The organism is Hoeflea sp. Naph1 (assembly GCF_046837775.1).
In the GTDB taxonomy this organism is placed as follows: domain Bacteria; phylum Pseudomonadota; class Alphaproteobacteria; order Rhizobiales; family Rhizobiaceae; genus Hoeflea.
The window spans coordinates 1,998,764-2,011,566 of record NZ_CP177286.1 but is presented as its reverse complement, the minus strand read 5'-3'; the positions used below and the strand labels follow the sequence as shown (position 1 = coordinate 2,011,566).

At 59.8% G+C, this 12,803-nt stretch carries 10 protein-coding genes; 6 read left to right on the top strand and 4 right to left on the bottom strand.

Annotated elements, in window-relative coordinates; genetic code table 11:
* Nucleotides 1-9 precede the first annotated feature (9 nt).
* Complete coding sequence (locus ACK6D9_RS09525) at nt 10-597, bottom strand: NnrU family protein (protein ID WP_412051482.1); 588 nt, start codon at nt 595-597, stop codon at nt 10-12.
* Nucleotides 598-731: 134 nt separating this feature from the next.
* On the opposite strand from ACK6D9_RS09525, the gene ACK6D9_RS09520 reads away from it, so the two are divergent.
* Both ACK6D9_RS09520 and ACK6D9_RS09515 read left to right on the top strand, forming a co-directional pair.
* The gene (locus tag ACK6D9_RS09520; protein ID WP_412051481.1) at nt 732-1,067 is read left to right on the top strand and encodes a TraR/DksA family transcriptional regulator; all 336 of its coding nucleotides are present in this window, start codon (nt 732-734) and stop codon (nt 1,065-1,067) included.
* Between the two features lie 186 nt (nt 1,068-1,253).
* Nucleotides 1,254-2,225, top strand: coding sequence for a polysaccharide deacetylase family protein (locus tag ACK6D9_RS09515; RefSeq protein ID WP_412051774.1), 972 nt, complete (start codon nt 1,254-1,256; stop codon nt 2,223-2,225).
* A gap of 30 nt (nt 2,226-2,255) precedes the next feature.
* Here the strand turns inward: ACK6D9_RS09515 and sbmA are convergent, their stop codons facing one another.
* From sbmA to ACK6D9_RS09500, 3 genes are all read right to left on the bottom strand, one after another.
* Nucleotides 2,256-3,581 carry a peptide antibiotic transporter SbmA gene (gene sbmA / locus ACK6D9_RS09510; RefSeq protein WP_322988608.1) on the bottom strand — a complete coding sequence of 442 codons (1,326 nt, stop codon included), beginning with the start codon at nt 3,579-3,581 and terminating at the stop codon, nt 2,256-2,258.
* A 184-nt stretch (nt 3,582-3,765) separates the two neighbouring features.
* A complete protein-coding gene (locus ACK6D9_RS09505; protein ID WP_412051480.1) occupies nt 3,766-5,376 on the bottom strand; it encodes a BCCT family transporter in 1,611 nt (536 codons plus the stop codon).
* 209 nt (nt 5,377-5,585) lie between these two features.
* Nucleotides 5,586-6,785, bottom strand: a complete 1,200-nt coding sequence (locus ACK6D9_RS09500; RefSeq protein WP_412051479.1) for a YbfB/YjiJ family MFS transporter — start codon at nt 6,783-6,785, stop codon at nt 5,586-5,588.
* Nucleotides 6,786-6,987: 202 nt separating this feature from the next.
* Here ACK6D9_RS09500 and ACK6D9_RS09495 point away from each other — a divergent pair, with 202 nt between their 5' ends.
* The 4 genes from ACK6D9_RS09495 (at nt 6,988) to xdhB (ending at nt 12,803) form a co-directional block, all read left to right on the top strand.
* Complete coding sequence (locus ACK6D9_RS09495; protein WP_412051478.1) at nt 6,988-7,761, top strand: 3-hydroxybutyrate dehydrogenase; 774 nt, start codon at nt 6,988-6,990, stop codon at nt 7,759-7,761.
* The gene (locus tag ACK6D9_RS09490; RefSeq protein ID WP_412051477.1) at nt 7,758-8,852 is read left to right on the top strand and encodes a patatin-like phospholipase family protein; all 1,095 of its coding nucleotides are present in this window, start codon (nt 7,758-7,760) and stop codon (nt 8,850-8,852) included. The genes ACK6D9_RS09495 and ACK6D9_RS09490 overlap by 4 nt, the downstream gene beginning before the upstream one ends.
* Before the next feature lie 100 nt (nt 8,853-8,952).
* Nucleotides 8,953-10,437, top strand: coding sequence for a xanthine dehydrogenase small subunit (gene xdhA / locus ACK6D9_RS09485; RefSeq protein ID WP_412051476.1), 1,485 nt, complete (start codon nt 8,953-8,955; stop codon nt 10,435-10,437).
* A gap of 2 nt (nt 10,438-10,439) precedes the next feature.
* Nucleotides 10,440-12,803, top strand: a complete 2,364-nt coding sequence (gene xdhB, locus ACK6D9_RS09480; protein ID WP_412051475.1) for a xanthine dehydrogenase molybdopterin binding subunit — start codon at nt 10,440-10,442, stop codon at nt 12,801-12,803.

Genomic DNA, 12,803 nt, shown 5'->3' with positions numbered 1-12,803 from the left:
CCGCTCAGGTCAGTTTATCACGATTGGCGACACGCCAATCAGCCATCTGTGCAACCAGATCAGAAACACCACATAGAACACGAGACCGCCAATAACGGCGATGATGTCCCACTTCACCGGCCCGGCGACGGGGTTGCTGCTGATGCCTGCCCGCAGCCGCTTCTTCTCGGAAATCCGGTCGATAACTGCCCAGGCGAGAAAGCCGCCAAACAGCAGCACCGAGGCAAGATCGCCATTGACCAGCAAATGCGCGAACGCCCAGATCTTGACGGCGAGCAAGGTCGGATGCTTGACGGCTGCCTTGATGCGGCCGGCTGGCAATTGTGCTGCAACCAGCAGGATCATGACGAAGACCATCAGCAGCGCCACCACATGGCTCATCCACGAGGGCGCCGTCCAGAACACGATCGGGTCCTGCCGGGCCACCGAAAAGCCCCAGACAAGACCCACAAACCCGACAATCGAGGCCAGCGAATAGATGCCCTTCCAGGCATTGAGCCCACGCGCATCGATTTGAGCCTGGCGGAATGCCGGGGCGACGATGCGAACCGAATGAATGCCCAAGAACAACACCAGTCCGACAATTAGCCAGATCATCTCTTCATCTCCCCTATCGCGCGGCAGCTTGTGCAGGGCGCGTTTGCGCGCGACCATAGCCTGAGCACTCAAGTTTTAGAAGCGGGGGTTATCAAGCAATTGAATCATGCCTCTGCCTGGTTCAGAGTGGCGGGATGGAACCTGATCTGGAGGCCGCTCGGAAGCGGCTGGCTGAAAAGAAGGCCGAACTGGAAACGATGTCGGCCATGACCGAACAGGCGCGCGCGCCGGTGATGCTTGACCAGCAGTCGGTTGGCCGACTGTCGCGCATGGATGCCATGCAGCAGCAGGAAATGGCGGCAGCCCAGGAGCGTATCCGCAAACGCGACATGGTGCGCATCGAAATGGCCGAGCGGCGGCTTGGCGACGGTGATTACGGCTGGTGCGTCGAGTGTGGCGAGGTGATTCCCGACAAGCGGCTGGCGATCGACCCGATGGCCGAAAAATGCGTTCACTGCGCCTCCGGCTGAAACGCCACGCGCTCGCCTGAATGCGCAACGGCAGGTTCATAACGCTGCCGCAATTGCCGGGCACTCAACCGGATCTCGTTCCTGATCACGCGTTATCCCGGGTCCTCTCACACAATGAACTCCCCTGCGAACTCCCTTGCTCCCTCGACATTGCCATTTCGCCACCGGCTGGCTGCAGGCTGCGCAATCATCACCGGTCTGGCGGCAACGATTGCCGCAACACTGCCCTCGGTTGCCTCCGCGGCTGATTCGAGCAAATTGCCGGATCAGCTGGTGATCATCTCGTTTGATGGCGCACACGACAACAGACTGTGGGACCGCAGCCTGAAGCTTGCGGCACGCAGCGGTGCGCGGTTTACCTATTTCCTGTCCTGCACCTTCCTGACCGAGAAAGCCGAGGCCCGACGCTACAAGGCGCCCGGCCATACCGCCGGCCGATCCAATGTCGGCTTTGCCAAGGATAAGGCCGAGGTACTGACGCGGCTTGACCATATCTGGACTGCCTATCGGGCCGGCCACGAGATCGGCAGCCACGGTTGCGGCCATTTTGACGGCAAGGGCTGGAGCGAGGCACAATGGCAATCCGAATTCAACCAGTTCGACGATGCGTTCTTGAATGCCTGGACCAACAATGGCGGCAAAACCCCTGCCGGTTGGAACAGCTTTGCCAAATCCGCCATCAAGGGGTTTCGCGCACCCTATCTGTCGACGGGCAAGGAAATGTTCGCGGCGCTTGAAAAGCACGGCTTTGCCTATGATGCCAGCAGCGTATCACGGGGGCCGGCGATGCCGGATTTCAGCCACCTTACCGCCCGCTTCGCGCTGCCGCTGATTGCCGAGGGGCCGAAAGACCGACGGATCATCGCGATGGACTACAATCTGTTTGCCCGGCACTCCGACGCGATCGAGACGCCGGCGAAATCCGCCGAATTTGAAGAACGGGCGCTGAGTGCTTTCCGGACTGCCTTCGCAGCGGAGTATTCGGGCCAACGCAAGCCTCTGCAACTGGGATTTCATTTCGTCGAAATGAACGGCGGCGCCTATTGGCGCGCACTCGAACGCTTTGCCGGTGAGACCTGCGGACGGCCGGACGTTGCCTGCGTGACCTACCAGGAAGCGATACGGCAGTTCAGGGCAGAAGACGGATCGGCGAGTTAGGAAGCCACCCACCCCGTCGGAACAACCCGTTTATTTCGGATCGTCAATTGTCTGCACCGCATCCGGCCCGCCAGCACCAGGGGCAGGATCGGGGAGCGGTTGCACAAAACCATTGCCCTGGCTCGAAAGATAGTTTTTCTCGATATCCGACAGATCCTGACCTTTGAACACCGCTTCAAAGGCGTGCAGACGTTTGTAGATCGAGATCAGCTCGACAATCGTGGTCCAGGAACTGACCAGAAACTGGAATGAGCTGGAAACCTGACCGAAAGCGGTCAGGATCTGCTGCCAGATGCCAAGCGTGATTTTGCCCGCAACAATGGTCGGCACCAGAAGGACACTCACATAGATGTTGTCGGCCTGGAAATAGAGGCTGCGGGCAACGTTGAAATACATGTAGTGGAAATAGAGCCGGAAATAATTTTTCCGGACATTGTTGAACAGCTCGACCACGGTGGCCGGTTGGGCGCGGTCCGCATTGTCTTCGCCATAGACCAATTCCTTGCGGTAGGCGGCCTCGACGCGCTGGTTCTTGAACTCGAGCCCCGGCAGCTTGACCCCGACGATGGCCAGCAATCCGGTTCCGAAGGCCGCCCAGAAAAGCAGTGCGGTGAACAGGGCGTGCGGAATCTCGCCAACCAGTGGCAGTTCCGTCACATATTGCGACAACCCCCACAAAACCGGCAAAAACGCCACGAGCGTCATGATCGCATCGACAAAAGCCACGCCGAGGCCTTCCATGATCGAGGCGAAGCGCATGGTGTCTTCCTGTACTCGCTGGGATGCACCCTCGATGTGGCGAACACGGGTCCAGCGTTCCATGTAGAAATCATTCATCGCCGTGCGCCAGCGGAAGACATAATGGCTGACGAAAAAGCGGGTAATGACATAGACGCCAAGAGAGACAAAGGCGATCTGGGCGAAGATCAGAAGCAGGCCATAGAGATCGCCAGCACTCACCGAACCGTCCCCGGTCAATGCCTGCTGGAACTGATCGAAAAACGGACGGCGCCAGTTGTTGATGGCGACAGATACCTGCACGCCAAAATAGGTACTGAAGAGAATGAAGATCGAGCCCAGGATCGACCAGAGCTGCCATTTGTGAGGTGAAAAGTTAAACCAGAAGACCGTGAAGATCAGCGACCAGACGGTGTAAAAAATATAAAACCAGAGAAATGACGGGGTATAGAAATAATACAGCCCGACAATCGGTTCGCCCTCGGTCGCGGGCAAGGCGAAGCCAAGTGCAGCGCCGACGGAATCGCCCACCGTGTACCAGATGAAGATGCCCAGACCTGCCCAAAGCAGCATTGACGAGAAAAACAGTTTGGGTCGAGGAAAAAATGATTCAAACACTGGGCACGGATCCTGGAAATGGTCCTGGCGGGCAGGACATGATTCGTCATGAGTTGCGGAATTACCTAAAACACTGTGGTCAGCGCGGCAATTGCGCCGTTCAGCAATCACGGCATTGTGCTAAAACAATGGCCCGCCCCAGGGAGATGGGGCGGGCCGGATTTTGCTGGTTAAATGAACCGGGCTACTTGCCCTTGAGCATTCGGTGCTCTTCCATCAAGCCCTTGTAGGTAGACCAGATCATCAGCAACAGCAGTGCGGCGAACGGCACCCCTGTGGCCACCGCAGCGGCTTGCAGCGCCCCGAGGCCACCTCCAATCAGCAGCACGATCGCGACAATGCCCTCGAACGTGGCCCAGAACACCCGTTGCGCCACCGGTGCATCAACCTTGCCGCCGGCGGTAATCGTGTCGATGACGAGCGAACCCGAATCCGACGAGGTGACGAAGAACACGATCACCAGCACGATGCCAACAAAGGAGGCAATCTGTGTGATCGGGTAGCTCTTGAGCATCTCGAACAGCATCACTTCCTGGACGGAATTCTTGACCGCCTCGTTGCCGTGAGCGATCACCTGATCGATCGCCGCGCCGCCGAAGGTCGACATCCAGATGATGCTGACGGCTGTGGGCACCAGGATAACGCAGGTGACAAATTCACGCACAGTCCGGCCACGCGAAACACGCGCGATGAACATGCCGACAAACGGCGACCAGGAAATCCACCAGGCCCAGTAGAACGCGGTCCAGCCGTGCATGAAGTTGGTGTCTTCACGCCCAAACGGGTTGGACAACGGGATGATTTCCTTGACGTAGGCCACGGTGTTCTCGAACACGCCGGTGACAATCACCACCGTCGGGCCGGCAATCATCACGAACGCCAGCAGGATGAAGGCAAGAACCATGTTGATCTCGGACAGGCGCTTGACGCCAGCATCGAGGCCAGCGACCACCGAGCAGAGCGCCACGGCGGTAACCAGCAGGATCAGAACGATTTTCGATGTGCCGGTGATCTCTATCCCGAACAGGAAATTGAGACCGGCGATGGCCTGTTCCGCCCCGAAGCCGAGCGACGTGGCAAGACCGAACAGGGTCGCAAACACCGCCAGCGTATCGATCACGTGCCCAGGCCAACCCCAGACCTTTTCACCCAAAAGCGGGTAGAAGGCCGAACGCAGGGTCAGCGGCAGGCCGCGGTTGTAAGAGAAGAACGCCAGCGCCAGCGCAACAACAGCGTAAATCGCCCAAGGGTGCAGGCCCCAATGGAAAATGGTGGCCGCCATGGCATTAAGCCGCGCCCCTTCCGGATCACCAATCGCGCCGGCAAGCGGCGCCCAGTCGGTGCGCACGCCGTTTTCAACGACAACGCCGCCGATCGAGCTTGCATAATGCGACAGCGGTTCGGAAACGCCGAAGAACATCAGACCGATGCCCATGCCAGCGGCAAACAGCATCGCAAACCAGCCCATATAGGTATAATCTGGCGACGCATCGACGCCACCAAGCCGGATCCTGCCCAATGGCGTGACAATCAACGCCAAGCTGAACAGCACAAAAATATTACCGGCCATCAACAGCGGCCAGTCGAAAAGGTCGGTCAATGCCGGCCGTAGCCAGCTGAAGAACGCGGTAGATGCCTCGCCGAACATGAGCGTCAGAATGACGAAACCCACGATGATGATGGCGGACACGAAGAATACGGGATTATGAACATCAAGGCCCATGACCTGGATGTTGTCCTGGCCAGCCTCGAAATCCGAGGCCGGTTCCAGGTTTGCAGTATCGCTATCAGACAAAGTTATCCCCCCTTTGGTAACGCGGCACGGGCAGCCGCTGTTATCGCAAGTCCAAACAGCCGTTCGGCGGTCCGCTCGCGTATTCACCATTTAATCAGTCATCGCTTGGGATGTTTCAGCGACCGACCGGCATCGAGTGATCCATATGCGTCATTTTGACCTATTAGACCACAGTCTTATGGAAATTAGGCCGCAGCGATACGCGAAATTCAGACCCGACCGGCGATTGAATTGCGAAAAAGCAGTACAATCGCACCGGCGATCAGCAGTCCGGCGGCTGCGGCAAGGCTGGCCCAGGTGTAAGATCCTGTCCAATCCGCCAGATATCCGGCAACGACCGGACCGAGGATCTGGCCCACGCCAAAGGCTGCGGTCATCATCGCCAGCGCACGGCGCGGGCTTTCTCCGACCAATTGGCGGCCTACCTGCAGGCCGAAGGCGGTGACCATGATGAAGGTGCCGCCCAAAAGAACACCGCCGATAATCGGCCCGACCGGCAGCGGCAACAACACGCTGGCGGCAACCCCCAGCGCCTCGACCACGCAGCCAATTGTAAACACGTGGATCAGCCCCAGACGCCTTACCACCGGCATCCAGTAGGCAACCGACGGAGCTGCGGCGAGGCCTGTAAACAACCAGACGCTGGCTTCGAACAACGACGACCCGCCACCATCACGAACAATCGCCACCAGGAATGTCGCGGTGACAATGTAGCCAAATCCGAAAATGCCATAGGCCAGCGTCAGCGCCATCAGCGGCGCGGTCCAGACCAGTTGCGGCTCCTTTTTGGCCGGGCCGCTGCGCACCACGTCGGACGGCAGGTAGCGGGTAACAACCGCGATTCCGACACAGGCCAGAACCGCTGCCAGGACCCAGGCCATGCGCCAGCCGCCCTGCCCGAGAATGATCAGGCCGAACATCAGCGCCGAAGCGGTGATGCCGACGCCGACGCCGCCAAAATGGCTCGACTGGACCCAGGACTTGCCCGCCGCAAGCCCGTGCGAAAGCACGATGGCCGAGGTGAAGACCATCACGAAGGCACTTGCAACTCCGGCAAGAAACCGGATCAGAGACATTACCAGCACGTCGCTCGACAGCCCCATGGCCAGCAGCAGCAAGGCAGTGGCCATTAGCCCGAAGAGTGCCACCTTACGCTCGATGCCTTCGGCCCAACCCCATGCGGCGAGAATTGCGCCTATCAGATAACCGGCATAGTTGGCCGAAGCGATCCATCCGGCTTCGGTCGGACTAAGGCCAAGGCCGGCCATCATGGCGGGCAGAACCGGTGTGTAGAAAAAACGGCCCAAGCCCATCGCCACCGCCATGGCGATCGAACCGGCGACGGCCGTTGCCAGGATCTGTCGGTCAGGGCCAGAGCCGGTGGCGGAAATTTCAGCAGATTGAGACATGGAGGACGAAGGCGCCGAGCGGTTGTTGCAACAGTTTTTCTCAATGGACCCGATAACCAGGTGAGACAACCCGCAGCCGCCACGGCTTCACCGGAAATTGCCAGCAGTTGACCGAAACTTGATTGGAACTGTAGCAATGAGTTCTTACGTTTGCAGTGCAGCAACCGAAATGCGTTGCAACAATTTTGAAAGGACCACTCCCATGAAAACCGTGATCATTACCGGATCTACCAGCGGTATCGGCCTTGGCATCGCTGAAAATTTCGCCCAGGCGGGCTATAATGTGGTCCTCAACGGGTTGGGCAAGGATGCGGAGATAGAGGCGACTCGCTCGCGTCTGGCGTCGCTCGGGGGCGGTGACGTGATCTTTCATGGCGCCAATATGCTCAATCCCGAGGAAATTACCGATCTGGTCCACACGGCGGAAAAGAAGTTCGGCTCGGTTGAGGTGATTGTCCCCAATGCCGGCATCCAGCATGTCGAGAAGATCGAGGATTTCCCGATCGGCAAATGGGACGCCATTATCGCCATCAACCTGTCGTCGGCGTTCCATCTGATCCGGGCCGCGATGCCGGGCATGAAAAAACAGAAATTCGGCCGCATCATCGCCATCGCCTCGGCCCATGGCCTGGTCGCCTCGCCCTACAAGAGCGCCTATGTCGCGGCAAAGCATGGCATTGTCGGGCTTATCAAGACAGTGGCGCTGGAAGGCGCGGAGTTCGGCGTGACCGCCAATGCGATCTGCCCCGGCTATGTCGAAACGCCGCTGGTTTCGGGTCAGATCGCCGATACAGCCAAGGCGCGCAACATGAGCGAAGAAGACGTCGTCAACGAGGTGATCCTCAAGGCACAGCCGACCAAGCAATTCGTCAAGGTCGACCAGATCGCTGCGTTTGCAGCCTATCTGGCCTCCGACCAAGCAGCGCAGATCACCGGCGCAGCGCTGCCGATGGATGGCGGATGGACCGCGCAATGACCAGCGCCAAGGCAACGGCTGGCAGCGAGCAGATGATCAACCTGGCACTGCAGGGCGGGGGCGCGCATGGCGCCTTTGCCTGGGGGGTGATCGACCGGTTGCTCGACGAAACCGATATCGGGTTCGAAGGCCTGTCGGGAACCAGCGCCGGCGCGGTCAACGCGGTGGTGCTGGCCCATGGCCTGATGTCCGGCGGACGCAAGGGTGGTCAGGCCGCGCTTGAGGATTTCTGGCGCAAATCGAGCCGATCCGGCTCTGTCTGGTCGCCATTGCAGGCATTCCCCGATGCCACCGTGCCCGGGATGGAATTGCTCAATGCCGCAAGCTTTGCCGCTTTCGATACGCTGACACGGACATTCTCGCCCTATGAATTCAACCCGTTCGACATCAATCCGATGCGTGACCTTCTGGTCGACAGCATCGATTTCGATGGTTTGCGTGAATGCGCCGAGACAAAACTGTTTTTGAGCGCCACCAATGTGCGCAGCGGTCGGGTGCGGGTTTTCAAGACCAATGAAGTCAGCGTCGACGTGGTAATGGCGTCGGCCTGCCTGCCATTCCTGTTCAAGGCGGTGGAGATTGATGGCGAGCATTTCTGGGACGGCGGCTACATGGGCAACCCGGCACTGTTTCCGTTCTTCTACGAATGCGAAAGCCGCGATGTGATGATCGTTCATATCAACCCGATGGAACGCCATGAATTGCCGACTACCGCGCCGGAAATCCTCAACCGGATCAATGAAATCTCGTTCAATTCCTCGCTGATCGACGAGATGCGGGCAATCAATTTCGTCACCCGGCTGATCGAGCAGGACTGGCTCAAGGATGAACACAAGGACAAGATGCGGCATATCTTGGTGCATTCGATCCGCTCGGATGAGGCGATGGAAGATCTTCCGGTGTCCTCGAAATTCGATGTCAGTTGGTCGTTCCTGACCAAGCTGAGGGACCGAGGCCGGGTGGAGGCCGAGAACTGGCTGAAAACCAATCGAGACGCCATCGGCAATAACTCCACCGTCAACTTCGAAAGTCAGTATCTTGGATTGCCCGGCGCCATTCACCCGCTGGACGCGGAACCGAAGGTTGATTGACCGGCTTTGCCTGAAACTGTTGCATGCGTATGGCGGTCTTTCCCAAGGTGACCGGCTGGGTTAGGTTTTGTCCAGTTGATCTAAAATTTTACGAGGCGACATGGCCCAGTCCCACCGCACATCCATTCGATTCATTCTCAACGAGCAAATCGTGGAACTTTCCGGTTTTGCCCCGGACCTGACGCTGCTTGACTGGCTTCGGCTCGAGCGGCGGCTGACCGGCACCAAGGAAGGCTGCGCGGAAGGCGATTGCGGCGCCTGCACGGTTCTGGTCGGGCGGATCGAAAACGGGGTGCTGGTCTATGATAGCGTCAATGCCTGCATCCGATTTGTCGGCTCGCTCGATGCCACCCATGTAGTAACCGTCGAACACCTCAACCGGCCCGATGGCGCGCTCAGCGCCGTGCAACAGGCGATGGTTGACAATCATGGTTCGCAATGCGGCTTCTGCACGCCGGGCATTGTTGCCTCGCTGCACGGGCTTTGGCTTTCCGATCCGGAGCCGACCGACGCGGACATCGAACGCGCACTGCAGGGCAATCTGTGCCGCTGCACCGGCTATGAACCGATCGTCAAGGCGGCGCAGGCCGCAGCCCGGACCATCCCCACGGCTGACAATGACCGCCTGGTGGCTGCCCATGACACCACCATCACCACTCTTAACGAGATGGCCGACGGCGCTCGGGTGACCATCGAACACAAGTCGGGCACCACTTTGATCCCCGGCGATGTCGACGATCTGGCCGAACTTTACGAAGCTCACCCCAACGCCACCATCGTCGCCGGTTCGACCGATGTCGGGCTCTGGGTGACCAAGCACATGCGCGATATTTCGCCGGTCATCCATATCAGCCATCTCGATGGCCTCAGGCAGATGTCGATCGAGGAAACCGGTGTCACGCTCGGGGCTGGCGTATCCTATACCTCGGCGCGGATGGCGCTGCTGGCGCTGTTTCCGCAGCTGGAAGAACTCTGGGACCGGATTGGCGGCGAGCAGGTGCGCAACATGGGCACGGTCGGCGGCAACATCGCCAATGGTTCGCCGATCGGCGACACGCCGCCGCCGCTTATTGCGCTCAACGCCGCGGTGACCTTGCGCAAGGGCAGCAACCGCCGAACTGTGCCGCTTGAAGCCTACTTCATCGAGTACGGCAAGCAGGACCGGCAGCCCGGCGAGTTTGTCGAAAGCGTGTTTGTGCCGGCGCTTGAAGACGGAGCATTTTTCTCGGTCTACAAGATTTCCAAGCGCCGCGATGAGGATATTTCGGCCCTGTGCGGAGCGTTTTTCGTGACCCTCGATGACGAAGGACTGGTGGCCTCCGCGCGGATCGCCTTTGGCGGCATGGCGGGCACGCCAAAGCGGGCGGCAAAAGCGGAAGCCGCGCTGATCGGCCAAGCCTGGTCATGGGAGACGATCCAGACCGCGCGCACGACGCTTGCGCAAGATTACCAGCCGCTCAGTGACTGGCGGGCAAGCGCCGATTACCGGATGCTTTCGGCGCAAAACCTGATGATCCGTTTCTTTCTCGAAACCTGTGGGGCGCCGGTTCGCATCCAACGCCACCCGACCATGGAGGAGGCTTGATCATGGGCGCTCACACACCACGCAGCAAAACTGAAATCACCGGCGGCGCCCACGTCGCACGCCAGCATGATTCAGCCCACAAGCATGTCACCGGCAGCGCCGACTACATTGACGACATGCCGGAACCGGCCGGCACCTTGCACGCCTATCTGGGTCTGACCGACCGGGCACATGCGCGCATCACCGCGCTTGATCTCGACGCGGTGCGCGCTGCCGAAGGCGTGGTCGCGGTGCTGACCGGTGCCGACGTGCCCGGCGTCAACGATATTTCCCCGACCGGACGGGACGACGAACCGGTGCTGGCGACCGACACTGTGCTGTTTCACGGCCAGCCGGTGTTTGCCGTCATCGCCGAGACCCGTGACCTCGCACGCCGCGCCGCCAAGCGGGCGGTGATCAGCTATGAGGATCTGCCGCACATTACCGATGTGCGCGCGGCGATGGAGGCCAATTATCCGCTTGTCACCGACCCATTGAAGCTTGAGCGCGGCGATATCGCCGCCGGCCTCAGCGCCGCACCACGACGGCTGCAGGGAGAGATGCGGATTGGCGGCCAGGACCATTTCTATCTCGAGGGTCATATCGCCATGGCGATCCCGGGCGAGGATGATGAGGTTACTGTCTGGTCCTCGACCCAGCACCCGAGCGAAGTTCAGCACATGGTGGCGCATGCGCTTGGCACGGTGTCGAATGCGGTGACCGTGCAGATCCGGCGCATGGGCGGCGGCTTCGGCGGCAAGGAAACCCAGGCCAACCAGTTTGCGGCAATTGCCGCGATCGCCGCCAAGAAACTCAACCGCGCCGTCAAGATCCGGCCGGACCGCGACGACGACATGATCATCACCGGCAAACGCCATGATTTCGTTGTCGATTACGATGTCGGCTTTGACGACAGCGGCAAGATCCACGCACTCGACGCCACATTTGCGGCACGCTGCGGCTTCTCCTCAGACCTTTCGGGGGCGGTGACCGACCGGGCCCTGTTTCATGCCGACAATTGCTACTATTTCGAAGACGTGCGGCTGACCTCCAAGCCGATGATGACCAACACCGTCTCCAACACCGCTTTCCGCGGCTTTGGCGGGCCACAGGGGATGCTCGGCGGCGAGCGCGTGATCGAGGAAGTGGCCTATGCGCTGGGCCGCGATCCGCTCGAAATCCGCAAGGCCAATTTCTATGGCGGACCGGGCCGTGATCTCACGCCCTATCACCAGACGGTGGAAGACAACATCATCGAAAGGGTGGTCGACGAGCTCGAAACCTGTTCTGATTATCAGGCTCGCCGGGCAGAAATCATCGACTTCAATGAAAACAGCCCGGTGATCCGGCGCGGCATCGCGCTGACGCCGGTCAAATTCGGGATTTCCTTTACCGCCACCTGGTTCAACCAGGCCGGTGCGCTGGTGCATGTCTACCAGGATGGATCGATCCACCTCAATCATGGTGGCACCGAAATGGGCCAGGGGCTCAACACCAAGGTGGCTCAGGTGCTGGCCGACGAGTTCCAGGTCGATCTCGACACCATCCGCATTACCGCCACCACCACCGGCAAAGTGCCCAACACCTCGGCCACGGCAGCTTCGTCGGGCACCGACCTCAACGGCATGGCGGTTGCCAATGCGGCGCAGCAGATCAAGACACGACTGGTGGCGTTCGCGGCGGAAAAATTCAACATTCCCGAAGACCAAGTGGAATTCGAACCCAACCATGTGCGGGTGGGCAACGAGTTGATGCCGTTCGGCGATTTCATCAAGCTCGCTTATCAGGAACGGGTCCAGCTTTCGGCAGCCGGGTTTTACAAGACACCGGACATTCACTGGGACCGCGCCGCCGGCAAGGGCCGACCATTCTACTATTTCGCCTACGGCGCTGCCGTCTCCGAAGTCTCGATCGACACGCTGACCGGCGAATACCAGGTCGACCGGGTCGATGTGCTGCACGACACCGGACGCTCGCTCAACCCGGCTCTCGACATCGGCCAGATCGAAGGTGCCTTCGTGCAGGGTATGGGCTGGCTGACCACGGAAGAATTGTGGTGGGACGACAAGGGCCGGCTTCGGACCCATGCGCCATCAACCTACAAGATCCCGTTGGCTTCGGACCGGCCGAAGATCTTCAACGTCAAGCTGGCGGACTGGGCCGAAAACCGCGAGCCTACCGTGCGCCGGTCCAAGGCTGTCGGCGAACCCCCCTTCATGCTGCCGATCTCGGTGCTCGAAGCACTCGGCATGGCCGTGGCTTCGATCGCCGATTACAAGGTCTCACCGCGACTTGACGCCCCGGCCACACCGGAGCGGGTGCTGATGGCGGTGGAGCGGCTCAAGGCGATGGCCGACGAACAGCCGGCCGAGAACAGCGAAAGCTGA